Origin of the sequence: Plebeiibacterium marinum (assembly GCF_026013615.1) — a bacterium.
Lineage (GTDB): Bacteria > Bacteroidota > Bacteroidia > Bacteroidales > Marinilabiliaceae > Saccharicrinis > Saccharicrinis marinus_A.
Map to the genome: position 1 here is coordinate 109,471 of NZ_JAPDPI010000009.1, position 26,241 is coordinate 135,711.

Consider the following 26,241-nt stretch of genomic DNA (forward strand, 5'->3'; position numbering starts at 1 on the left):
TTCTAAATCTACCTGGTCAATAATGACACTTCATACAATCATTAGCTCCAATATCCACAGCCTTTATTGAATCATTCCTATTTTCTGAAAGCGCCTTATGATATGCTTTGTATATTGAATAATACTCGTTATCTATAAATTGCACATTGGTCTTTTTATGGCAATCTAAACACCATCCCATCGACAAATCATTTTCTTGTTTGAGGATATGCATTTCAGCAACCTCTCCATGACATTCGGAACAATCAAGCTTCCCGGCATTTACATGCTGCGCATGGCTAAAAAACACATGATCAGGTAAGTTGTGAACCCTAATCCATTCAATATCTTGACCTTTTTCAGAACTCAGAACAACCTTAGCTATTTCATGTTTGCCAGATCGACTGCCTTGACGAACGATCATATGACAGTTCATACATAATTCCGGCCCGGGAATTCCAGCTGATTTTCCGTGCTCTGCATTATTATGACAATACTTACACTCTATTTTATTGTCGCCAGCATGAACTCTGTGTGAAAATTTAACAGGTTGGTCAGGCATATACCCCAAACTTCTACCAAGGCTGGAAGCTTCATTATAGGCCATAGAAACATGAGTACTTATTCCAGCAATAATTACTAAAATATGTATAACCTTATACTTAACAATTTTTGTAAATATAAAATCAATAAGTGCAAGAGCCATCAAAACACCTAAAATCAAAAACCATATAAGTTTTGGGTAGGACTTAGGAGGCTTTCCCAAGTCAGATTCTTTATAGTTTTTAAGGTAATGGTGCAAATATTCCAAATGCTCATCAGACAATCTGTAACCTTTATGTGATTTTGACACAAAATCCTCACCGGTATTATTAATAACAATCTTAAACTCATCAAGAGATAATGTATCAATGATGCTTATAATTTCCTTCGCTGTTGGACTCCAGTTTATTTCACTGCCTGTATATTTGGCATGACAAGATATACAAGATGGTGTTTCACGGTCAATACCTATTAACCCATGAAATACCCTCTCCCCAATCATCTTTTTGTATGTATCTGTTTCGTTAAAAGGTATATTTAAGGGTTGCGAAAGAACATCAGGCAATGCTACAAACAGAAATATTGTTGCTAAAACATGAAAGCATTTAAATTTATAAAGGAAAGAGTCGTATATCATGCTAAAAACTTTTAAATAAGCTCATTCAACACAAAATCACACCCTTTTTCAATTTAGTGAAAAAAGTGATAATATCAATATTTTAAAAAAAGTATTTATTATTATCAATCCAGCTTTCCAGTAAGCTTGCGTACTAAATTATATTTTGAGAAAAATTCTTTAGCTACCACGCGAATAATGGTATACACCGGAATAGCCAAAAACATCCCTGCCATTCCTGCCAAATAACCTGCCATAATAATTACCAAAAATATCTCCAATGGATGGGCTTTAACACTTGATGAAAATATTAGTGGTTGAAAAAGAATATTATCAAGTAATTGCACAACTATATATAATGCAATAATAGCCCCAAAAAACAAGATAATGGGAGGGGGATCTGATGTTTGCAGATATACAACCATCGACACAATAAGTCCAAAAGAGGCGCCAATAATAGGGCCTAAATAAGGTATAATATTTATCAACCCGGAAAAAAGACCAATAATCAGCGCATGCTTAAACTCAAGTCCAATTATCATTAAACCAGCAAGCACTATGAGAGAGATTAATGAAATCTGAATAATAATTCCGGTAAAGTACCTTCGAAGCAAACGATTTATGGACCACAACATATGATCAACCCCGACATAATAAATTTCAGGGACCACCAACTTTATGCTTTCCAATAAAAGAGACTCTTCTTTTAACAAAAAGAAAGTGATAAATGATATGGAAAACATAGCAATAAAAGTGTTACCAACAAACTCAATAAAGGACGAAAGAATGTCCTGTATTTTTGCAAAATCAAATATCGAAACTAAAAATTCTGCTATTTGAGTTTTAATCATCGGAAACTCCAGTTCCTCTTGTAGTGATTCATTTATTGGTAAAATAAATGCGTTTGTAATCCTTTCAAAACGATCTAAAATAGAATTAAAATCTGCTTTTGACAGAAACTGTATTTCCTCAAAAATAAAAGGCACAACAAAACTAACAATAGAGATAATGATTGTCCAAATAAACAACACTGTAGCCAATGCACTAAGTGGCTTAGAAAATTTAATCTTTTCAAATTTTTCACCTCTAAAAAAATCATAAATGGGGCGTGCTACCAAGGATAATATGGCAGATATAATAATAAAGAAAACAATTGCCCTGAAATACCAAAGCAAAAATATACCTGCCAATATTGATACAATTCCAAACAGATATTTTAAGTTTTCCTTCATACTATAATTTAGTGTAATGAGAATATTAGTTAGCTGTTCTTATAAATGTATTAAAAATCATCTTCAACATCAATTTTATTTCCATATAGTGCGGTTAATATTTTAACAACACGTTCTTTTGGTCATTGCATAGTACAATTGGACTAATTATCAGCATATATCAAAATGATAAATTATAATTTTAGATAGTTAATATACCAGATAGTTATGGGATCAGAAAAAAAATAAACCCTATATTTATAGTGATAATTAAGCACAACTATTAATTAACCCCGTAAAACCCCAACAAATGAAAGGAGCGATTATTGGAGACATTATCGGATCTGCCTTCGTAAAGGACAGCAGATCAACCACAGACTTTCAACTCTTTAAACCTATCTCGTCATTCACTGAGGACACGGTTTTAACACTGGCAACAGGTGATGCCGTGGTAAACAAACAAGATTTTAGAAACTCTCTGCGAATCTGGGTAAAAAAATATCCTTATGCTGGTTTTGAAGCAAAGTATAAAGAATGGATTCTTTCAGATTCTGACAAGCCCTTTGACAGCAAATGTGACGGATCTGCCCGCAGGGTTAGTTCAATAGGCATGATTGCTAAAAACCTTGACCAAGCATTAGAGATTACTGAAAGAACTTCAAAAGTTACCCACAGCAGTATTGAAAAGATTAATGCATCAAAAGCAGTTAGTGCTGCAATTTACCTTGCCAAAACCGGTGAAAACAAATCATTTATTAAAGACTACATTCAGAAAGAATTTGGATACAACCTTTCAAAAACGATTGAAGAATTGCAGGAAGAAGTAGTAAGTAAAGATTTGCAAACTCCTGTGCCAGCAGCGATAAGTGTTTTTCTTAAATCAAACAATTTTGAAGATGCGATTCGCAAAGCCGTTTCTCTGGGTGGCCCCAGCAATACAATTGGCAGCATAACCGGCTCAATTGCCTATGCCTATTACAAACACATTCCTAAAAGCATTGTTAAACGGGCTTTAAACAGACTTACACCTGAAATGGTACGATTTATTGATGAATTTGAGTCAGAATTCCTACACAAAAAAGTGGGTAACAAAGAGATTTTAATTTCGATACATTAAAATTAAAAAGAAAGGAGGGGAAATCCCCTCCTTTTATTTCTCTATTGCAATATCCAATACTTCTTTTATATTATTGACATAATAAAACTCAAGTCCTTCGATGTAAATATCCTTAATCTCGGATACATCTTTTTTATTATCAACTGAAAGGATAATTTCTTTTATCCCTGCTCTTTTGGCCGCAAGGATTTTTTCTTTTATTCCTCCAACCGGCAGGACTTTCCCCCTAAGGGTAATTTCTCCAGTCATAGCAATACGCTTCTTAACTTTTTTTCCAGTATAGATAGAAGCCAGGGCTGTAGCCATTGTAATCCCGGCCGAAGGTCCGTCTTTAGGTATTGCCCCTTCTGGAACGTGAACATGTATATTGTTACCCTCCAGCTGTTCTTGCGAGATATTAAGCTCTTTACTATGCGACTTTATGTATTCAAGAGCAAGTACAGCCGACTCTTTCATAACATCCCCCAGATTCCCTGTTAAAGTTAGCTTGCCATTCCCTTTTGACAAACTAGATTCAACATAAAGTATTTCACCCCCTACTGCAGTCCAAGCCAAGCCAGTAACCACTCCAGGAACATGAGTATCCTGATATTTCTCTTTTGAAAACCGCTCTATACCAAGATTCTCTTTAATATCATCAGTCGACACCGCTTTTTTAAACTCCTTGCCAGTAGCAATTTTTAAAGCATATTTCCTGGCTAATTTTGCTAGCACTTTATTAAGCTCTCTAACTCCAGATTCTCTGGTATAGTTTTCAATTATGAAGTTCATAGCCTTCTTTGAAATGGAGAGCTTACTTTTAGGTATGCCATGGTTTTCAAGCTGCTTAGGCCAAAGGTGACGTTTTGCTATCTCGTTTTTCTCATCCAAAACATATCCACTTACTTCAATAAGTTCCATCCTATCAAGCAATGGTTGCGAAATAGTGCCCAATGTATTAGCCGTAGCAATAAATATCACTTTTGACAGATCAAAATCAACCTCCAGAAAATTATCATGGAAATTTTCATTTTGTTCCGGATCCAGCACTTCCAATAAGGCAGCAGCAGGATCTCCATGTGCGCTTGTCCCGATTTTATCAACTTCATCCAAAATAAAAACCGGGTTTGAACTTTCCGCCTTTTTAATATTCTGGATAATCCTTCCTGGCATGGCTCCAATATATGTTTTTCTATGCCCCCGGATTTCTGCCTCATCATGAACACCTCCTAATGACATTCTGGCATATTTCCTACCCAAGGCATCAGCAACTGATTTTCCCAAAGAGGTTTTACCAACTCCCGGAGGGCCATACAAACAAATTATTGGAGACTTTAGATCACCTTTAAGTTTTAGAACAGCCAAATGTTCAAGAATACGTTCTTTAACACCATCTAATCCAAAGTGGTCGCGATTCAGCACTGCTTCGGCAGACTCCATACCAAACTTATCTTCAGTATATTCGTTCCATGGAATATCTAAAAGCGTAGTAAGATAATTATGTTGCACAGAATATTCGCCGGTTGCAGGATTTAACCTCTCCAACTTATCCAGCTCTTTATAAAACAATTCAGATACTTCCTTTCCCCACTTCTTCTTTTCTGCTCTCTCTTTTAATTCCCTTACTTCCTGTTCTACAGGGCTAGATCCAAGCTCATCCTGAATATGCTTCATCTGCTGGTGAAGCATATATTCACGTTGTTGTTGGTCAATATCAAGTTTTACTTTGCTCTGAATATCGTTTTTTAACTCAAGCAACTGCACTTCACGGGTAAGAAACTCCAGTAGTTTCATTCCCCTGTCTTTCATCTCGTCAATCTTGAGTAGCGACTGCTTCTCTTTAACCGAAATCTCTGAATTAGAGCATATAAAATTCACAAGGAATGATGGATTCTCTATGTTTTTTACAGCAAAAGATGCTTCAGGTGGAATATTTGAGGAGTATTTTATAATACGTAAAGACAAATCTTTAAGCGAGCTGATAAGCGCCTCATAATCTCTTGATTTATCTTCTTCAGGCTCAATATCATTAAGCGCTTTTACCTTTGCCTTAAAATAGGGTTCCGTAGCAACAAGCTCTTCTAGTTCAAACCTCTTCTTCCCTTGAATAATGGCAGAGGTAGAGCCATCTGGCATTTCCAAAAGCTTGATAACTTTTGCAACCGTTCCTATATGATATAAATCTTCAATAACAGGCTCGTCAACATCAGCTTCTTTTTGAGCCAATGCCCCAAATAACCCATTGCTTCGCTGCACATCTTTTACGAGTTTTAAAGATGTTTCCCTCCCCAAAGAAATTGGAACTATCACTCCTGGAAATAAAACGGTATTTCTTAATGGTAAAATAGGCAATTCCTGAGGCACATCAATATCAGAAAGTTCGGGTTCATCTTCGTTGGATACGATAGGAATAAACTCCGCTTCAGATTCGTACATATCACTCAGGTTTGCTTTGTTTATTGAGATTTTAAAATTATCCATATTTACTTTCTGCATAGAAAAATTGTCAATTTGTCACTTATGCGCTAAAACAATAGCGAACAATGTACTTGTCAATAGATGTGCCAAAGTTCAATTATTACATTGCAATTGATCCTGACCTCTTTTATGGGTAAAAAAAAAGCTCCGGTTATACCGAAGCTTTATTAAGACTTAAGCGTCTAAGCTTATTTTTTTCTGTTATCCATGTGCTTTTGGTACCTACTTCTAAACTTATCAACACGTCCTGCTGTATCAACAAGTTTCATCTTACCAGTATAAAAAGGGTGAGATGTGTTTGAGATCTCAAGCTTCACCAATGGATACTCTACTCCTTCAATCTCGATAGTATCTTTTGTGTTAACAGTAGAACGAGTAACAAATGTTTCCTCGTTTGACATATCTTTGAAAGCTACCAAGCGATAATTATCTGGATGAATTTCCTTTTTCATTTTCTTACCTCTTTAATATTCAAATTTCTTAACGGACTGCAAAGGTAAATATTAATATTAAAAGTGCAAAACAATTTTTATTTATTTGCTTAATATTTAATTCCTTCGGTAATAAATTTAAAGTTCATTGGCTTCTTTCTCTTTAATAGCCTTTTCTTTAGTATCGGTTGGGATGCTGGCAGCCCGTGCATTTTTTCTTTTTGAAGGATCAAATACATACCTATATGTAATATGCTTTTTCGAAAATTCAGCCCCCATTGAATCTTGAAGTGATCGCATTTTGGGATTAAAATCTCCCACCCAACTTAACTCCATTTCATCAAACCAGGTACGTTTATATACCTGCTCCCTAAGATTATAAAAAAGACCCGATTCAATTCCCGATCTTTGAAACTTTGGTTTCACCCCTAAAATAACCACTCTCAAACGGGTCATGGCCTTTCTTTGCTTCAACCACAAGAATCTTAATTTATTGACAAGATTCATTTTCCCATTAAAATATTTTAGAATCTGATTAACATCAGGATAAAGGAAAATGAAGCCTATAGGTTCATTATTGTAATAAGCAAACCAGCATAATTCTTCAATAACAATAGGTTTAGCCTGAGTAAATGCGGGCCTGATTTTATCAGGGGTCATTTTCGTAAAGTTTTCATGAAACTTCCATGCATCATTATAAACTTCACAAAAGTCGCTAATAAATTTATCGGACTGTTTCCAGGTAAAATGCCTAAAATTATAATCCTCTTTTTTTCCTACCCATTCAGCAATTTTCCAAAATCTCTCAGGAAACGGCTTTTTCAGGTCAAGACGATTTGTCACTTGTTCAAAATACGTTTGAAAACCAAATTCTTCAAAAAGCTGTTTATAATAAGGGGGATTATATTGCATTCCATACGCCGGAGGAGTAAAACCTTCAACCAACAATCCCCAAAAATTATCATTCTCTCCAAAGTTAATAGGTCCATCAACAGCCTCCATCCCTTTATCCTTAAGCCACTTTATTGCAGTATCAATAAGCAGATGAGCTCCCTTTTTATCATTAATACATTCAAAAAATCCAATACCGCCGGTAGGCTGATCAAAACCATATGCTTTTTTCTCATTAATAAATACAGCTATCCGACCAATAACATCACCTGTATTATCCATTAATATATAGCGGGTAGCAGTACCGTGAGAAAAGAATGGATTCTCCTTTGGTGAAAAAATATTCTCAATGTCCTTATTTAGAGGACGAACATATGAACTGTCCTTTTTATAGATTAAGTTCACGACATTTAAAAAATGTTTTTTATGGATATTGTTTTGAACCTCTATAACCTGCATATACAATAATAATTAATGTTTTATCCTTGTTTACAAAGATAGAGCGAAAAATGGTAAATCATTAAGAATCTTTTAGAAAAGCTATCTCAGTTAAAACATCCTCACGCAGCCAGGATACCGAATCGTTCCCCTTAAATTTATCCATCAACCCCTCTACATTACCCATTTGCATTCTTGATACTCTGCAAAGCTGACGTAAAAACCGACCTTTTACCCTCAAATCAAATTTATTGTTATCATTTATAGTTTTTTCCAGCAAAACAAGGAGTTCACCATACTGCTCTTCCTCCATTTTAAACCCTTTTTGCAAATATGCAGATAAGGCTACCCATATAACAGCTTGTTTATTTCTACTGTTACTATTAATATTATTGATGGCAAAAGTGTACAAATCAGGATGTTTCCAGACAAGATTTGCTCCCAGCTGCTCAGCTATTTCGGGAGTAGGAATTGAGTTCATCCAATCTTCCATGGTGACAAGAAAATCTTCTTTAAACTCTGCAATTAGCGTGGCCAACACCATTGTTTCCCGAATTTCCCTGGACCAAAGTCGCTCTGCCAATCTATTATTTGGGGCATATTTCTTAGCCATCTGCCTCAACCATAAAATACTTGCGCCATAATTAAGTTTATAACTTAAACCTTTCCCCTCCATCTGCTCAGAAACATCTCCGTCCATGATTTTGTTCAGGCTCCTAATTATCCTATCCACTTGTTCACTAATATCATCCTGCAGAAAAAATTTCATATTATTAATTCTTATATTATTTTAATTATCAAGCTCATACTATCTACACCCTATTATTTTATTACTTTTTTTACCAAAAGTATTGCAAATGTAGTTTTTTTAATGTTATCTTTGCATCGCTTTTAGCAGAAATGGTGGTTGTAGCTCAGTTGGTTAGAGCGCCGGATTGTGGTTCCGGAGGTCGCCGGTTCGAGACCGGTCTTCCACCCATATAAACGCAAATTTCTTTGATTAAGGAATTTGCGTTTTTTATTTCTTATAATTTCTCCTACTCTTAGAATTATCTTTTCTCTTTACAATCCCTTTAATTATTGGCATTTGAATTACATGTATTCCTAAAAGAATAATAAAAATTATATATTTGCTTTTCTTGAACTATATAATGAAAAACTAGGGCTATATGCAACAGATAAATGAAATTTTAAAGGTGATCGACTCATATATTGGGAGTAGCGAATGGTTTGTTTATCTTTTATTAGGCGTAGGTCTGTTTTTTACTTTATACCTTGGTTTTCCTCAGTTACGCTATTTAAGATATGCCATCCAGATTGTTAAAGGAAAATTTGACAGAGAAGGTGACATAGGAGACACTTCCCATTTTCAGGCATTGGCAACAGCACTATCGGGTACGGTAGGAACTGGCAATATTGCAGGAGTAGCATATGCAGTATATCTGGGAGGTCCGGCTGCCTTGTTTTGGATGTTGGTTACTGCCTTAATTGGTATGACCACAAAATTTGTTGAGGTAACACTTTCTCATAAATACAGGGAAATAGCCAGTGATGGAATGGTTTCCGGAGGTCCAATGTATTTTATGAAAAAGCGTTTGGACATTAAAATGCCTTCTGGCAAGGTGCTAAAAACTGGTAAAATAATGGCCATTATATTTGCCGCAGCAACTGTTTTCTCATCATTTGGAACAGGAAGCCTGCCTCAAATAAATAGCATCTCCAATTCAATAAGCGCTACATTTGGAATACCACATATTATTACAGGTTTGGTATTGGCTATACTCCTGGCATTTGTAATTATTGGAGGGATAAAAAGAATTGCCAGCATTACATCAAAGCTAGTTCCAACCATGGCCATTATCTATTTCATTGGTGCTATTGCTGTAATAATGTATAATTACGAAAACATTCTCCCTTCGCTTAAATCTGTTTTTGCCGATGTTTTTACCGGATCTGCTGCCACTGGAGGCTTTTTAGGTGCTACTATAATATTTGCATTTAAAAGAGGAGTGAATAGGGGACTATTCTCAAATGAAGCAGGACAAGGGTCGGCACCAATTGCACACTCCGCAGCCAGGGCTCACGAACCTGTTTCGGAAGGACTAGTAGCCTTGTTGGAACCTTTTATAGATACGATTATAATTTGTACTTTAACAGGATTGGTGTTATTATCGAGTGGGGTATGGACTGAAAAACACATGAATAACTTCCAATACGCAGAACTTTCAGTAATTGAGGGTTTGTATTCAGATACTGATCCGGCTGAAAGGGAAATGCTGGGAAATCACGTTAATGGGATTCAAAACCTTCCTTTATACACTGGAGTTCTTAATGTGGTAGATGGACAAGTAACAGATAAGGTATCATTTATTCATTCAAGATCTTTAGCCGAGAAGGTAAAACTATACAAAAAGCAGCAATTATATAGTGGGTCTATCAAAGTCAACAATGGAATAGTAGACTCGGAATCCGGAGTTATATTTAAAGGAAAGTCTCTCCTGCATAGTGCCCCTTTAACAACAATCGCCTTTACAAGAAGCTGGTTTGGTAATTTTGGCAAATATATTGTATCCATTGGCCTATTGTTGTTTGCTTTTTCTACCGCTATTTCATGGTCGTATTATGGCAGTAGGGCAATCGTGTATCTATTTGGTGTAAATGCAGTTAAATATTACCGAATTGTATATGTTCTGGGTTTTTTCATCGCTTCATTTACTGATACCGAAATTATCTGGACCCTTTCTGGAATTACCATTGCTTTGATGACAATTCCAAACCTGATAGGAATATTTGCCCTACATAAAGAGATGAGACTGGAGGTAAAGAAATTCTGGGGCGAATATGCCAAACGATTCCCCAACGACAGATTACCATTCTTTGAAAGAAAGTAATATCAATCACCTATCGATTAAATGCTGATTTATAAAAAAAGTCTATCTTTATATCTCATGTCTGGTCTTATTGTTTTAAATAAGTAATATTTATGAAGGTTCTTTTACCAAATCATTATGCTAAAATTATAGGAGTCTGCATCTGCTTTTTTATCCCTACCCTTCTTTTTTCTCAGCCAGAAAAAAAACACAGCACACTTGATGTGGACAAAATTTTTTCCCTATTGGAATTCAAAGGCTTCTATTATCCCAATGAGGCTAAAAAGGAATTGGATTCAGTTGTCATAAGCATGTCGGAGACTGACGCCTTCCGGTACAACAGTTATATTGATTACACTAAAGCTCTATTACTATTTAACGATTTAAAAATGGATTCAGCTTTGATCCTGATTGAAAGGGCAGTTTCCGGATTTTCTGTTAATGAGAATTTAAAATGGCAGGCTAAGTGTCAAATATTATTAGGACAAATAGCCGAAGTAACAGGTTTATATGAACAAGCAAAAATTAATTTTTACAAAGCAATAGAAATAGGCGAACAAAAAACAACAGATGCTGGCTTTGCATATGTTGGCATTGCAAGATGCAAAATAGCCCTTGAAGAAGACTTTAACCTGGAGCTCAATTTGGGGGTAGACATATTAAAGACCTCTGTACACCAGGAAGAAAGGTTATTTGGTGAATTTATGGAATTACTATATAGCCTCTCTGACAAAGATGTTCCTGACAAATTAAACCTTGTTGCTGAAAAATACCTGAACCTGGGCATGACACACCGGGCTGCGAGTGTTTATAAGGTAATTGCCAGCAGCTACAATGCCAGAAACATGTTTGAGGAAGCCCACAAATTCTGCGACAAAGCGATTAAATTATGTGAAGATGGAAACAATTCAAATTTAATCCTTCCTGCACTTTATCAGTTTAAAGGCGTTTTATTCTTTAATCAGGAGCAATATAATGTAGCCGAAATATATTTTGTCAGGTCATTAGAATTGTACAGACAAAACAATCAACCCAAAAGGATGCTATATGCCTATGATTATTTGCACAAAATTGATATCGCAAAAAGAAATTTTGCCAAAGCTTATGTAGACTTAAAAGAATATCAGGAACTCCAGGAAGAACTCATGGTATTTGAAAAAATACGCATGGCCAAAGTACTGGAAATTAATAACAAAATAGACCAGATCAAAAGCCAGATGAAACAACTGGAAGTTGAGAAAAAGGCTAGCGAATTCATGTTATATCTGGTAATTGTTATAACAATTACAATTCTTTTTGCAGTGGGTGTATATGTATACTTATACATGAAAAACAAAAAAACCAGAATAGAAGAACTCAATAAAGAATTTCAGAATCTTCTAATTGGAATAGGAGAAAAACAGCTATTAGAACACCGGCTAAGCCAGGAGGGAAATAGAAACAATGCGCCAAAAGAACATCCCATAAACTATTCGCAAAGTGGCGCCGAAATCGTCGACAGTTTTGATAACTGCTACCTGGAAACCATTAGTTTATTTACACATTCATTTCCATCACTAACCAAAACCGAAGTTAGGTATGCAGTAATGCTTTGTTTAAAATTACCAATGGAAATAATTGCAAAAGTTCAAAACGTACAACCCGCATCTATCCGAAAGGCTAAACAAAGAATCCGTACCAAGCTAAATGTAGATGGAAATATTGAAGATTATCTGCAAAATTTCAGAGAAAAGTTAATAACAGATATGACAAAAAAATAATTATTGCATCACAATCAACGTTTCAAAAAGCATAAAAGAACTTTATAAGATTGGCAATTTGACCTTTTTTCGACGTTTCTAAATTGACAGAAAGAAATGCTCCGGGATAAATTCAAAATTATAAGCATTTTGTAAGTGCGTAATTATCTATGAATTAACCAAATGGCATTTGTCACGTTTTTGTCACGCATAAAATTCGTAAAGTGCTTGTTTTCATATAGATATTTGTAACAAACCAATTAAAAAAGTTTGTCATGAAATCTATTATTATCTCAAGAGTATTTGCTATCGTATTTTTATTCGCCATCAGCTCAACATTATTTGCAAAAGAAGATCCGATAATTATAACAAGACTGGCAAAAGAAGACCCCATTATAATTACCAGATTAGCGAAAGAAGATCCTATCATAATAACTAGATTTTCAAAAGAGGATCCTATTATCATAACAAGACTGGCTAAAGAAGATCCTATTATTATACAACGGTTATCAAAAGAAGATCCTATTATTATTACCCGATAATTTTAGAACAACCTCCACTTTTAGATTACCAATTGTCCACATGCATGGCGTGTGAACAATTGGTTAACTATAAAGACTAATCTTTATAATACAACAGAATGTCTTCCATTTTTTGTGTGGAATATTGCAATCCACCAATTCTATTCCTCATGATCCACAACTCACCATGAGTATTAATAAGGTATTCTAACTCTGCAATAAGTTCATTCTTTGTTGCAGCATCTATGTTTTTCGTATCTTGATTCGGGGCTTTCAGACGAGCAATCCCTAGGTGGATTCCGTGCTTAGCCAAGCTGGAGGCCTGCTCCAATTCCTTCACAATAACTTCTGCATCTTCGCACATCGCTTTGCCTTTTTGCAGAATACTAAGCGCCTCATTTATTTCATCCTCAGCAATTTCAAGATTTTCAATTCTAAGATGTTTAGTTTGAAAGTGGCCTTTCATTGTCCACTTATATCTTCTAAGCATTAATTGATAAGCATTTGCATTGCCTTCCGGAATTTTACAAGCCAAATAACTATTCCCTAATTTCATTATGGCTTTAGCTGTATTTTCGGTATAATCCTTAAATATATATTGATTAAGAACAAATTCAATGTTTGATTCCGGTTTTGATGAGATATTCCATGCATACGCAGCTCCTACCCCCATTGGTGCATAACAAACCGACAAAGGTTGCCAATGGCCATGATCTCCCCAATTTGTATTCAGGTAGCCTTTTGCGTTATACTTTTTACCATTAACAGCAGCATTTTTAAGGTTTAAAAAGGCATCCTGATTTCTACCAATAATTGAGCGCCAGGTTGATGTTCCCGGACAAACATAATAATCCAGGCCAGCCTTTTGGAATTTAGGAAGCTTCTCATTAAAAGGAAAATCGCTTTCATAGCCCCAAACCATAGCAATCATATTTTTGGGTAGGGAATCTATTAATTCAGGATGATTTAGAATGATATCTCCCCAAAACTGAGAGATTTTGTTCTGCCGGTTTACTTCTTGATTTAATTTTTTGAGATATTCGAGGTAAACCTGCCCCTTACCTAGCTCGTCGCAAATACTTTTTGAACGCCCCATCCCCAACTCTACGGTCTCATCGCATCCAATATTAAGATACTCACTGGAAAAATTAGGAATCAACTCATCATAAAGCTCTTTCATCAATTCCAGCGACTCCGGATTTCCAGGATCCAGGCTTGTCCTTTTGCGCATTCCCCATATTGTTTTACAATCAGAAGGGCACTCAGCCAAATGAAGGTATTCATCATGTTTGAGCCAGTTTTCCATATGTCCAAAGGAATTCTGGTTAGGAACAAGATCTATAAACCGGGTCTTACAATATAAATCCAGAATCTTAACCTCTTCGGCTGTAACAGGGCTACAATTTTCCCAAACGACCTTATGATTTTTATATGCAAAAGTATGCTCGGTATATAACTGAAATTCATTAATCTTCCACCGGGCCAACATGTCAATAATTTTAAAAAGAGTCTCCATTGTTGGTACTTTATCCCTGCTGATATCAAGCATATAGCCTCTTCTTTCAAAATCAGGCCAATCAGTAATAGTCAAGCATGGAATAGGATTACCAGTCGATTCACTATATTTAAGCACCTGGTTTAGGGTTTGTTTTCCGTAAAATAAGGCAGCCTCATCTTTACCCCTAATCAATATATCTGCCGAGTCAATATCAATAACATACTGCTGAGAATGTGGCAATGTTGAATCAATGGCAAGGGTAAACTTATTATACAGAACCGGATTTGAAAATGCCTTTAGTTCCCCCTGAATATTAATAGTTTCTGCTTTTTTTATTAATTCAACAACTTGACCGGAGCCATATTGACAACCATTAAATTTGTTTAAAAACCCTTCCTTTACTGTTAGTTTTTTTGGCGTCGGGAAAAGAAAATCAGAAACAGACTCTGCCTGAACAGTTGTAATAATTGCAAATATCCCTAATAGAAAATAGACTCTCATGGTACAAATAAATTTATAGAATTAAAAGGCCGGCTTCTCTAAGCTGGTTAAAATTATTACTCTCACAATATATCAAAAAATCCCCCAGATTTTCATCTAAAAAACTTTCTTTAAGTTGTTTAAGCGTCAGTTCTTTGCCTGCTACAACAGATGATTTTTGAACAACTTGCATAACCCAATCCCCAACTCTTCTATTTACATTTAATTTCAAGCCAGCATCTTTTGTATTGATGGTAATTTCTGCCATTTGAACATCTTTCCCTTTCTTTTTCTTAGAATAGTATGATATTTCCGGCATTCTCCCTAACCAAATTATTTTTGCATTTTCCTTAAGCTCCTCCTCTTCTACGGAATTTAACGAACTATATATATATTCGGGAGCAATGGTGGTTGGTGGAATTTTAAAATTGAACCATTGTTGCAGGGGCAAATCGAATCCAACATCGTGCATGTAGTTATATAATGATTTTTTTAATCCCTCGCTAAACAACTCATGTTGTGCGCCTTTAACATCTACGTGTTCAATATCATTGTTGGCAAATGGGTTTAGTCCAGTCTTTTTACATTTAACATTATATTTTTCTGGATTCTGACCCACAGGACTATGGACGGTCATAGCAAACCGATGCCAAAACCCGGAATGAAGAATATTATTTTCAAAGAGTTGCCTTACAACTTCAAGTGAATCTATGGTTTCTTGAGCTGTTTGAGTTGGAAAACCATACATCAAATAGGCATGGGTTAAAATCCCGGTGCTAGTCAGGTTATGGCACGCTTCAGCAACAGATTCAACACTAACTCCTTTGTTAATCAGTTTTAAAATCCTTTGCGAAGCTACTTCTAATCCACCAGAAACCGCAATACAACCAGAAGCCCTTAATAATCGGCATACATCATAGGTAAAAGTTTTATCAAAACGTATATTGGTCCACCAGGAAATAATTAATCCTCTTCTGATAACCTCCTTAGCAAAAGCAATCATCAAAGCAGGGGGAGCTGCCTCATCAATAAAATGGAATCCTGTCTTCCCCGTTTGCTCAATTAATGCCTCCACTTTATCACAAAGCACCTGGGCAGAAACAGGATCGAATCTTTTTATATAATCAAGGCTTGTATCGCAAAAGGTGCATTTAGCCCAATAGCAACCATGCGCCATGGTAAGTTTATTCCAAAACCCATCACTCCATAATCGATGCATTGGGTTAATAACATCAATTACTGAGATATAATCATCTATTTTTAATCCACTATAACAAGGTGCAACATTTTCTTTGTATGAAAACTCCTGAGAATCAGAATTTTCAATATACTCAATCTTTTCTCCAACTTTTACAAAAGTCCGTTTTAAACCGGATTGACTTCTTGCTCCCTCTAAATTTTCCACGATATTAAGCAAAGGAATTTCTCCATCATCCAGAGTAATAAAATCAACAAACTCAAATATCCTTGCATCACAAATTGAGCGCAGTTCAGTATTTACATACCCCCCTCCCAAAACAATCTTTATATGCGGGTATGCACTTTTAATATACTGCCCGCATTTTAATGCAGAAAATAGGTTCCCCGGGAATGGTACTGATATAGCAACAAGCGTTGGGCATTGTTTTTTTATATATTCATCCAATATCTTATTTTGGGCATCAATTACCAAAGTATCCTCCACAAAAAGCTCTTCATAAACAGGATCAAAAGTATAGGCAGAGGAACTAATCCTTTCAGCATATCTGCTAAACCCAAAATGAGAATCTATGTTTTCAACTATAAAATCGCATAAATCTTCCAGAAAAAGCGTGCAAATATGCCTGGCCTTATCCCTTATACCCATATTTCCAAAAGCCCAATCCATATCATCTATCGCGTTAAAACGTGATGCCTGGGGAATTAATGAACCTGCACAAGCCAAATGACTAAACATTTCATTTTTCCCTTGCAGAAATCGAATCACCTCATCGATAATATGAATATAATCTTCCCGTAACATGAAGATTCTTTGGCTATTCTCTGAGAATTTTCCAGAGCTTGATTCTGCCAAAGAGAATATCTCTTTAAGTCCTGCTTTTGAAAACAATTTCAACAACACTTCTAAACCCAGATCTACCTGAAGCGAAGCAATTCTTTGGTGATCCAAAAATCCTTTTAAATAAGCTGTTGCAGGATATGGCGTATTTAACTGCGTAAATGGAGGGGTTATTAAAAGTACCTTCTGATTCAATCGTATTATTTTTAAATGATGGAACAAAAATAAGAACAAATAAGATGAATAATTAAAATAATTCTAAATTCTTCATTTTTGAGTATAGTAGTAGTTTGATTTTAAATATGTTTTTTATTTTTGTCGCGCCTATTACTTCACACAAAGACAATTAGACATTGTTCTGACCTGGTCACAACATTATATGCTTTTGCAGCTAGATATGGATTTATTTTATTTGGGTTTGATCAGGTAAAATTTTCAAATTAGTTTATAAAGAAAGGATTAAATGAGATGAGTTCTCCGGACTGATATATCAACATATCCAGAGAATAAAAGCTTACAACTATTTAAAAAAAAGCACAAGGTCAAATTAAAAAACGAAACCTTTTGATGTGGCTTTCGTTACAAGTTGATAAAGAGACAAAAATTGACTATAAACGTTCAGTTTTATTTGATTAAAAAATTTTGAGATAGATCATCTGTTTATGATTACATAGTATTTGTTTTGGGGAAAACAAATACATCTTGTTTTCACATTGCAGGCACTAAAAAAATAATTATGAGGAATTAATATTTTCAACAACACGACAACACAACAACACAACACTTAAAAATGCAAAAATTATTCTATTTATCGCTCATATTGTGGGGATTAGCGAGCCAGGTAACAACCGGACAAGGAGGAGAAAGCTGTGATACAGCTACAGCAGCACAAACAGGAATTAATACTAGTGATAATTCCATTGGCGATCAATGGTTTGTATACACTGCCACCACAAATGGTAAAGTAACCGTATCTACTTGCGGTACAACCACTGCAAACACATATGTTGAAATCTATGATGGGTGCAACGAAGAAGCATTCATCTCCAGCGATGACTTCTGCGGTCAACAATCCGAAGTTTCATTTGAAGTAATTAGTGGTTTAACCTACTACATCAATTGGCGTAATTATTATACCAACCAACAATTTGAATGGAGTCTTGAAGAAGCATCTATTGCTCAGGGCGAGTTCTGCAGCTTTCCATTAACTTCTACTGCCGGATACATGGTGAGTAATGCCCCTCAAAATAAATACAGATGGTTTGAGTTTACTGCCAGCAGAAACGGAAAAGTAACTGTAAGTGCAGTTGGGAGCAATGCTGCAGATTGCAGAGTTGCAGTATATGACGATTGTGCCTATACCACCTCAATAAACAATGACCAAAGCTGGAACCCATCAAAACTCGCTTTTGATGCTGCCGAGGGTGAAACCTATTTAATAAGTTGGCAAAACGGTGCCGACAATGGTGAAATAGAATGGACCATTGAAGAGTCGAACTGGCAGGCAGGCGAACGCTGCATTGACCCAATTGATATAGATATCTCTGATGAGAACGCAATTGATCACGAATCAGCAACAAATAAATGGTACCGCTTCATTGCCCGTCAGGATGATGAGATTACTGTTTCCAGCATAGGCCTAACCTCTGAAGACACCTATTTAGAAGTTTACACTGGTTGCGGCGAACAAAGAGCATTTTTCAATGATGATGCTGATGGCCTTCAGTCTGAATTAACACTTTCTGTAGAGGCAGGTAAAGCCTATTTAATTAAATGGGACAAGATTTTTACACCACAGCCTTACGCCTGGAGCTTAAAAGGCTCGCAATTGGTAACAGAAATGCCGGATGTTGATAAAAATGAGTTGATGATATATCCAAATCCTACTTACGGATTGGTGAATGTTGACTTAACCAGTTTTGATTCAAAAACAGTACAGGCAAAAGTACTAAGCGTATCAGGAGCCACTGTAATGGCATTTGAACTAAATGCAGGTATTGTAACCCAATTCGATGTTACCGGCCTGCAAAGCGGAGTATATCAGGTAGTATTTGAAGACCTGGTTTCACGTAAAGTTGTAAAATTGCTGAAGCAATAATAATATAACCACGCATTTTGAATGATGCACTTCGGTAAGTATTAAACTGTGCCGGAGTGCATTTTTTATATATTTTTACCAGCCTAATTATATACACATGATAACTTTCTTAATTTCTGTCACCCTGCTAGTTCTGGGTTTTGTTTTCTATGGTAAGTTTATTGAGAAATTCTTCGGTGCAGACAACTCTATAAAAACGCCTGCATTATCAAGGAACGATGGAGTAGATTATATTCCTTTGCCAACATGGAAAGTATTTACGATTCAGTTCTTAAACATTGCCGGATTAGGGCCTGTTTTTGGCGCTATACTAGGAGCTAAATATGGCCAATGGGCTTATATATGGATTGTTTTGGGCTGCATTTTTATGGGGGCAGTTCATGATTACTTTTCAGGAATGTTATCATTAAGAAATGGAGGAGCCAGCGTTCCCGAGTTAGTAGGAAAATACTTAGGGAATGGTTTTCGCCAATTACTGAGAGTTTTTACCTTGCTCCTGTTAATCTTTGTTGGAGTTGCCTTTGTATCAGGCCCTGCAGGGCTATTGGCCTACCAAACAAATGGAGGGTTTGACATTTGGGTTTATATCATTTTTTTATATTACTTATTAGCAACATTACTTCCAATAAATAAGATTATTGGACGAATTTACCCATTTTTTGCCGCTGCCCTATTGCTAATGGCAATAGGTATTGCAGGAGCAATGATTGCAAACCATCTTACAGGTGATTTTTCTATGAAGGAATTATCCCTAAACACATTAAAAAACGTTCATCAAAATCCGAAACAAAATATCCTGTTTCCCATGATGTTTATTGTTATTTCATGTGGAGCAATATCCGGCTTCCATTCTACTCAGGCACCAATGATGGCACGATGTTTAAAAAAAGAAAGTTATGGTCGCTATGCTTTTTATGGGGCAATGATTGCAGAAGGGATAGTTGCGATAATATGGGCCACTGCCGCAATGAATTATTTTGGAGATGCACCTGCATTAAATGAAGTGATGGGCATAAAAGACCATAACCCAGCATGGGTAGTTGATGTGATTTCAAAGGATTGGCTGGGAAACATAGGAGCCCTGTTTGTTATAATCGGGGTTATAGTACTCCCCATCTCAACAGGTGATACAGCATTTAGAAGTGCAAGATTAACCCTGGCGGATATGTTTTCGTACAACCAAAAAAGTATAAAAAACAGGCTCATTATCAGCATCCCCCTATTTATCCTCGGTTTTATTCTTACACAATTGGAATTTTCAACAATATGGAAATTTTTAGGGCTGTCGAACCAAATTTTGTCAGTTGTAATTTTATGGACAATAGCAATGTACCTGCTCCAAACAGGTAAAAACCATTGGTTTTTGTCTCTCCCGGCCATGTTTATGACTTCGGTTTGTATGAGTTACGTATTTGTGGCACCTCATGCCAATGGAGGATTAGGGCTGAATACTACACTGGGAGTGGCGATTGGGATCTTGTTTTCTGTATTATCATTGTTTGCTTTTATTTACAAAGGCAAAAATGGCAGGAACTTGAATTAAGTAAAGCACCTGCCATAGCTACAGTAATAATAATTGTCTAATATTTTATAACTAAATCATCTAAATCATACCTCACCTTTGCTAACGATTGATATTTATCCTCTTTTGACCTGTACCCTACAGTAGCCAAAACAACAGACTTTAGGTTTTTCTCTTTTAGTCCAAGTATATCATCAAAGGATTCACTGTCGAAACCTTCCATAGGGCAAGCATCAATCGACAATTGTGCAGCTGTATAAAGAAGAAACCCTAAGGCAATATAACATTGCTTTGATGCCCATGCAGTAAGACCTTCGTCCGTTGCACTATTAATTTTTGCAAGCATCATATTTTTATATTCTGCTAAATCCTCCACTTCCAGATTTCTTGCTTTAGCGATACGATTCATAAACTCGTCAACATCAGTCTCTGAAATGTTGTTTTTGGCGGCTAACAAAATAATATGAGATGCTTCCGTAAATTGAGGTTGTTGATATCCTGCCTCTTTAAGTTTTTGCTTTTTGTTCTCATCTTCAACAACCAACACCTTAAAAGGCTGCAATCCATAGGAAGTAGGTGCCAGATTAACAGCATCCAGTAAGGTATTTAAATCATTTGTATTTATTTTTTTACTCGCATCAAAATGCTTTGTTGCATATCGCCAGTTCAATTGTTTTATTAATTCCATATCTAAACTTTTTCTGAATAAACATACAATCCCGGATATTGTTTATTCCGTTCAGCCTAAATTGCAGGGAACAAAATCTCCAACGTTAAAAATATGTATACAATTACTGGAATCATAAAATAAATTTGTTATCATTGCATCTCAAAAGTAAACTAAATACACTTTATTAGTATACATATGGCTAAAGTTGGTGATATTGAAATAGAATCAAGGGTTTTTGATACAACAAAAGAAATGCTTGTAAAACATGGCGTTCGCGGATGGAATATGGATGATTTATCAAAAGAATGCGGTGTTTCAAAAAGAACTCTATATAAGATAATTGGCAACAAAGAAGACCTGCTATATAAATGCCTGGAAAGCAACTTTGTAAAAGAAATTGAAAACAGACGGTCATTTTTAAGCGGTGCCGAAACCTACGACTCAAAACTTGACAATTTTGGCTCCTTTATGGCTCAGAGCTTTGATGATTTTGTATTATTAAATGCAAAGGATATAAATAGAGAATATCCACGAATTGAGGAGATGATTGAAAAAAATAAAAAAACGCTAAATAAAATAATACATGATTTTGTTAAGCAAGGACAAAAATTAGGTTGTATTGATAAAAATACAGACTCCGACTTGGTTACAAAATTTATCGATTTAATAATTACTGCAAACATACAACTAGGAATATCATCTATCGAATTTAGAGCAAAATTAATTCCTGAGCTTGATATTGTTATTAAGGGAATAAGGAATAAATAGTAAAGGCAATTGGGAAGCACCTTTGAAAATAGTTTGTCATCCCATTTTTAATCGGCCCTCAGAAAAAAAAGCTATAATCATATCAACTAAAAGAAACTACATGCAATAGCCAACATATTGTGGCTTATAGCATGTATTTTTTTATCCAAAGGTATACTATTGGTACGTTTTTAGTTTACTTGGTTTTTTTGAATTTTATAAATACAAATAATATTAATTTACATGAGAAAAGGAAAATTATTTCTATTCCTGTCTTTTGCTGTTTTAGTTGGATGCAACGAAAACATACAGGTTAAAAAAAAGGAAAGAAGTGTTAAAGTTGCTAAAGTTGAATCTTTAGATAAAACAATGAATAAGTTAACCTTGCCGGCAACCATAAACGAACGCCGAAGAGTAGATTTGGCTTTCAGGGTTGGTGGCCCATTAATAAATCTTAATAATATAATCGGAAGTTATGTTGAAAAAGGTCAGATAATAGCACATATTGACAACCGGGATTTTATTGTAGGATTATCAAAAGCTGAATCTAATTATAAGTTAGCAGAGGCAGAGTACAACCGATATAAAATGCTTCTTTCGCAAGAAAGTGTGTCTAAAAGCTTATTCGATAAAATAGAAGCTCAGTATATTTTAGCAAAGGGCAACTACGAAGATGCTAAAAATGCCCTTGAAGATACGCAACTGAAAGCCCCATTTACCGGCTATATTGATATGGTTTATGTTGAAAACTATGAAAAGGTAAATCCAGGTCAGCCTATTGTTTCTTTTTTGGACCTGTCTACCTATAAGGTCAATGCATGGATTTCAGTAAATGATGCCAGATCAATTGATGTAAATACTTCATTTTCATGTGTCATCAGCGATAAGGACTCAACTTACCATATTAATGCAAAATTACTTGAGCTTGGTTCCAAATCAAATTTCACGAAGCAATCATACCCTATATCTACGGTTATTGAAGCCCCCAAAGGTGTTAAGCTACGAGCCGGAATGACTGCCCAATTACAGGTATATAAATCGAATGATAATAATTCAGGTCTGTGTGTGGTGCCCGTAACATCAGTATTTTCAAAAGGCGAAAAAAGTTGCGTGTGGGTGCTAAATAATAGTAAGGTTACAAAGAGGATGGTCGATTTAGGGCAGATCTTATCGACAGATGAAATTGTGGTTAAAAAAGGACTTAAAGAAAGTGAAGTTGTGATTACTGCAGGCGTTAACTACTTGCAGGAAGGCGAAAAAGTAAAAATCTACAAAGGATTTTCATCTACAAATAAAGGAAATCAACTTTAAGGAAAAACATGAATTTAGCAGAATATACATTAAAAAACAGGGTTTTTGTATACTTTATCTTAACCTTGGTTTTAATAGGTGGCATTGTTTCATATTTTAAAGTAGGGAAACTTGAAGATGCCGAATTTACCATTAAAACAGCTCTTGTGGTCACAAGATACCCGGGAGCTTCCCAGTACGAAGTAGAGCAGGAATTAACAGAGAAGTTAGAACGGGCTGCCCAACAAATGGATAATATTGATGAGATTTATTCTAACTCTTATGCCGGACTTTCGATCATTCAAATTGATCTTAAAGAAAGTATGCGGGCCAAACAAATGCCTCAGGAATGGGATATTTTACGAAAAAAAATTAATGATATAAGAGGAGAATTACCTCCAGGAGCACAGGATCCGATGGTGGTGGATGATTTTGGTGATGTATATGGTATGTATTACGCCTTAACCGGAGATGGCTACTCCCAGGATCAGATTAATGATTTCGCACGATTTATTCAGCGTGAATTACTTACAGTAGGGCAGGTTGGTAAAATCACCTTATTTGGAAACAGAACCGAATGTGTGGATTTAATTATTAACTACGAAAAGCTATCCGAACTTGGTGTTAATCCGGGCGTGATTATAGGTGCATTAAATGCTCAATCAGGTATTGCCGGCGCAGGAACGATCCAGTTAAATCAGTTGAACATCAGGGTTTCCGGTAATACAGCTTTTAATAGCGTTGATGATATTAAAAATACTATAGTTCAGGTTGGTCAGGAGCAGTTTTATTTAAAGGATCTGGTGCGGGTTAAAAAATCCTATCTGGAACCGGTCATGAGTATGCAACGTTTTAACAACAAGCCTGCTGTGGGTATTGGTATTTCAACCATTAATGGTGGTAATGTGCTTACCATGGCTGATAATATCAATGCTAAACTGGCAAAAATTACAGATCAGTTGCCTGTAGGTTTGGAATTACATACAATTTACGATCAGGCCAGAGAGGTAAGAAATGCTAACAATGTTTTTGTGGTTAATCTGATTGAATCGATTGCCATTGTAATTGTGATTTTATTGGTATCTATGGGTTTGCGCTCAGGGATTCTTATTAGTAGTGGCTTGTTGTTTTCTATTTTAGGCACATTGATCGCCATGAAAGCTTTTGATATTTCATTGCACCGAACTTCTTTGTCGGCTATTATTATTGCAATGGGTATGCTGGTTGATAATGCTATTGTGGTTACTGATGGTATCATTGTAGCACTGCAGCGAGGTTTGAGTTTGAAAAAGGCCATATCAAATGTGGGTAAATCCACAGCCTGGCCTTTACTGGGTGCTACTTTTATTGCAATTTTAGCTTTTTTACCGGTGTTTTTAGCTCCTAACAGTGCCGGAGAAATCAACGAAGATTTATTCAAGGTATTGGCCATATCACTGGGTTTAAGTTGGATTTTTGCAATGACACAGACTCCCTTGGTATGCGAAAGATTTTTAAAGCCAACAAAAGATGTGAAAAATCCATTTGAGGGTAAATGGTACAAATTATTTCAAAGGGTACTTGAAATAATTCTGAAATATCGTAAGATTTCGCTAGCCGCAGTATTAGGTTTATTAGTTGCTTCCATTATCGCATTTGGTCATACAAAGAAGGCTTTCTTTATGCCACTTGAAAAGAATTATACCTTAGTAGATTATTGGTTACCCGAGGGAAGTAATATTCACCAGGTATCACGTGACTTATCGACCATAGAAGGGTATTTGTCAGATAGTGTTAGCGCGGTTAAAAATGTTACTGCCAGTATTGGTCAAACTCCGCCAAGATATATATTGAGTGCACAAACACAAAGTTATAATTCGAGCTATGGTCAGCTAATGATCGAAACAAATACTTTAGAGGGTGTTGACTCGGTTAACTCTATCATTAGAAATAAGCTTGAAGTTCGTTATCCGAATGGCCGTTTCAGGATTAAGGGATATATTGGAGGACCCCCGATTGAATATAAAGTTGAAGCGCGCTTTATAGGTCCGGATCCTGCAGTATTGCGTAATTTGGCTGAACAGGCTGAAGATGTATTTAGGGAGGAACCTGCTTGTGGAGATATTACTAACGACTGGCGTAACAAAGTAATGGTTTGGCAACCAAAATATTCGCAGGTTAAGGCAAGTAAGGCTGGTATAACACGTGCAGACTTAGGTAATGCCATTTTAAGTTCAACCTCGGCTGGGTTGGGAGTTGGTTTATATCGCGATAATGATGTAATGCGTCCCATCTTCCTTAAAACAGATCAGGAAACTCAAAACAATCTTGAAAGAATCTCAAACACACAGGTTTGGGGCATGAACAGTAAGGCCTCTGTACCTTTAAAGGAGCTTGTTGATAATGAGATTGAGGTTTCTTTTGAAAACAGCGTGGTTCAGAGATATAACCGCCAAAGAGCCATAACGGTGCAGTGTGATCCCCTTGATCCCAATATGAGTGGTGCTTCACTACAGGCATTAGTTGAGGCAAAAATTGAAGCAATCCCTCTACCTGAAGGATACTCCTTAATGTGGGATGGAGAATACAAACCATCTTTAGAAGCAAACGAAGCCACAGGAACTTATATGCCTGTAGCCATGCTACTAATTATTCTGATTGTAGTAATGTTATTTAATAGTATTCGCCAATCATTGATTGTAATGGCTATTATACCGCTTTCAATCATAGGTGTATCAATCGGACTGTTTGTTACCGGTAAAGCATTTGGTTTTATGGCAATTACAGGTTTTCTGGGATTAATAGGTATGGTGCTTAAAAATGCCATTGTTATGATGGATGAAATAAACCTGAACCTTAACATGGAAAATATCAGTCCTTATGAGGCTGTAGTAAATGCAGCTGTAAGCAGAATGCGGCCTGTATTGCTGGCAGCATTAACTACCATATTTGGAATGTTTCCGCTAATTACAGATGCAATGTACGGTTCTATGGCAGTAACCATCATCTTCGGATTGTTCTTTGCTACTTTCCTTACTTTATTGGTTCTACCCTTATTCTATGTTCTGTTTTATAAAATTAAACCTTCAAAATAATTGTATCTATT

18 protein-coding genes and 1 tRNA gene are annotated in these 26,241 nt (G+C 35.9%); 10 read left to right on the forward strand and 9 right to left on the reverse strand.

The window, feature by feature from the left end:
* Window positions 1-16: 16 nt before the first annotated feature.
* The gene (locus OM074_RS06610; protein WP_301198639.1) at window positions 17-1,159 is read right to left on the reverse strand and encodes a cytochrome c3 family protein; all 1,143 of its coding nucleotides are present in this window, start codon (window positions 1,157-1,159) and stop codon (window positions 17-19) included.
* 104 nt (window positions 1,160-1,263) lie between these two features.
* The gene (locus OM074_RS06615; RefSeq protein ID WP_301198640.1) at window positions 1,264-2,370 is read right to left on the reverse strand and encodes an AI-2E family transporter; all 1,107 of its coding nucleotides are present in this window, start codon (window positions 2,368-2,370) and stop codon (window positions 1,264-1,266) included.
* A 289-nt stretch (window positions 2,371-2,659) separates the two neighbouring features.
* On the opposite strand from OM074_RS06615, the gene OM074_RS06620 reads away from it, so the two are divergent.
* Complete coding sequence (locus OM074_RS06620) at window positions 2,660-3,466, forward strand: ADP-ribosylglycohydrolase family protein (RefSeq protein ID WP_301198641.1); 807 nt, start codon at window positions 2,660-2,662, stop codon at window positions 3,464-3,466.
* A 33-nt stretch (window positions 3,467-3,499) separates the two neighbouring features.
* Here the strand turns inward: OM074_RS06620 and lon are convergent, their stop codons facing one another.
* The 4 genes from lon to OM074_RS06640 form a co-directional block, all read right to left on the reverse strand.
* Window positions 3,500-5,941 (reverse strand): endopeptidase La, encoded by a 2,442-nt coding sequence (lon, locus tag OM074_RS06625; protein WP_301198643.1) that lies wholly within the window; start codon window positions 5,939-5,941, stop codon window positions 3,500-3,502.
* Window positions 5,942-6,111: 170 nt separating this feature from the next.
* Entirely contained in the window at window positions 6,112-6,375 is a 264-nt protein-coding gene (locus tag OM074_RS06630; protein ID WP_301198645.1) for a type B 50S ribosomal protein L31, read from the reverse strand.
* Window positions 6,376-6,492: 117 nt separating this feature from the next.
* Window positions 6,493-7,704, reverse strand: coding sequence for a GNAT family N-acetyltransferase (locus tag OM074_RS06635; RefSeq protein WP_301198646.1), 1,212 nt, complete (start codon window positions 7,702-7,704; stop codon window positions 6,493-6,495).
* A 61-nt stretch (window positions 7,705-7,765) separates the two neighbouring features.
* The gene (locus OM074_RS06640) at window positions 7,766-8,452 is read right to left on the reverse strand and encodes a DNA alkylation repair protein (RefSeq protein ID WP_301198648.1); all 687 of its coding nucleotides are present in this window, start codon (window positions 8,450-8,452) and stop codon (window positions 7,766-7,768) included.
* A gap of 133 nt (window positions 8,453-8,585) precedes the next feature.
* Here OM074_RS06640 and OM074_RS06645 point away from each other — a divergent pair.
* From OM074_RS06645 to OM074_RS06660, 4 genes are all read left to right on the forward strand, one after another.
* A tRNA-His gene (locus OM074_RS06645) sits at window positions 8,586-8,661 on the forward strand.
* Between the two features lie 191 nt (window positions 8,662-8,852).
* The gene (locus OM074_RS06650; RefSeq protein ID WP_301198651.1) at window positions 8,853-10,574 is read left to right on the forward strand and encodes an alanine/glycine:cation symporter family protein; all 1,722 of its coding nucleotides are present in this window, start codon (window positions 8,853-8,855) and stop codon (window positions 10,572-10,574) included.
* Between the two features lie 92 nt (window positions 10,575-10,666).
* The gene (locus tag OM074_RS06655; RefSeq protein WP_301198653.1) at window positions 10,667-12,313 is read left to right on the forward strand and encodes a tetratricopeptide repeat protein; all 1,647 of its coding nucleotides are present in this window, start codon (window positions 10,667-10,669) and stop codon (window positions 12,311-12,313) included.
* A 254-nt stretch (window positions 12,314-12,567) separates the two neighbouring features.
* Complete coding sequence (locus OM074_RS06660) at window positions 12,568-12,834, forward strand: hypothetical protein (RefSeq protein ID WP_301198654.1); 267 nt, start codon at window positions 12,568-12,570, stop codon at window positions 12,832-12,834.
* A 76-nt stretch (window positions 12,835-12,910) separates the two neighbouring features.
* Here the strand turns inward: OM074_RS06660 and OM074_RS06665 are convergent, their stop codons facing one another.
* Both OM074_RS06665 and OM074_RS06670 read right to left on the reverse strand, forming a co-directional pair.
* Window positions 12,911-14,812, reverse strand: a complete 1,902-nt coding sequence (locus tag OM074_RS06665; RefSeq protein WP_301198656.1) for a beta-N-acetylhexosaminidase — start codon at window positions 14,810-14,812, stop codon at window positions 12,911-12,913.
* A 13-nt stretch (window positions 14,813-14,825) separates the two neighbouring features.
* Window positions 14,826-17,024, reverse strand: coding sequence for a B12-binding domain-containing radical SAM protein (locus OM074_RS06670; protein ID WP_301198658.1), 2,199 nt, complete (start codon window positions 17,022-17,024; stop codon window positions 14,826-14,828).
* A 595-nt stretch (window positions 17,025-17,619) separates the two neighbouring features.
* Here OM074_RS06670 and OM074_RS06675 point away from each other — a divergent pair.
* Both OM074_RS06675 and OM074_RS06680 read left to right on the forward strand, forming a co-directional pair.
* Window positions 17,620-18,927 carry a T9SS type A sorting domain-containing protein gene (locus tag OM074_RS06675; protein WP_301198660.1) on the forward strand — a complete coding sequence of 436 codons (1,308 nt, stop codon included), beginning with the start codon at window positions 17,620-17,622 and terminating at the stop codon, window positions 18,925-18,927.
* Window positions 18,928-19,024: 97 nt separating this feature from the next.
* Complete coding sequence (locus OM074_RS06680) at window positions 19,025-20,470, forward strand: carbon starvation CstA family protein (RefSeq protein WP_301198662.1); 1,446 nt, start codon at window positions 19,025-19,027, stop codon at window positions 20,468-20,470.
* Between the two features lie 37 nt (window positions 20,471-20,507).
* Here the strand turns inward: OM074_RS06680 and OM074_RS06685 are convergent, their stop codons facing one another.
* On the reverse strand, window positions 20,508-21,137 hold the full coding sequence (locus tag OM074_RS06685) for an NAD(P)H-dependent oxidoreductase (RefSeq protein ID WP_301198665.1): 630 nt from the start codon (window positions 21,135-21,137) through the stop codon (window positions 20,508-20,510).
* A 177-nt stretch (window positions 21,138-21,314) separates the two neighbouring features.
* Here OM074_RS06685 and OM074_RS06690 point away from each other — a divergent pair, with 177 nt between their 5' ends.
* The 3 genes from OM074_RS06690 to OM074_RS06700 all read left to right on the forward strand — a co-directional run bounded on the left by OM074_RS06690 (window position 21,315) and on the right by OM074_RS06700 (window position 26,230).
* Window positions 21,315-21,887 (forward strand): TetR/AcrR family transcriptional regulator, encoded by a 573-nt coding sequence (locus OM074_RS06690; RefSeq protein ID WP_301198667.1) that lies wholly within the window; start codon window positions 21,315-21,317, stop codon window positions 21,885-21,887.
* A gap of 222 nt (window positions 21,888-22,109) precedes the next feature.
* Window positions 22,110-23,177 (forward strand): efflux RND transporter periplasmic adaptor subunit, encoded by a 1,068-nt coding sequence (locus tag OM074_RS06695; RefSeq protein ID WP_301198669.1) that lies wholly within the window; start codon window positions 22,110-22,112, stop codon window positions 23,175-23,177.
* An 8-nt stretch (window positions 23,178-23,185) separates the two neighbouring features.
* Entirely contained in the window at window positions 23,186-26,230 is a 3,045-nt protein-coding gene (locus tag OM074_RS06700) for an efflux RND transporter permease subunit (RefSeq protein ID WP_301198672.1), read from the forward strand.
* Window positions 26,231-26,241: the final 11 nt, after the last annotated feature.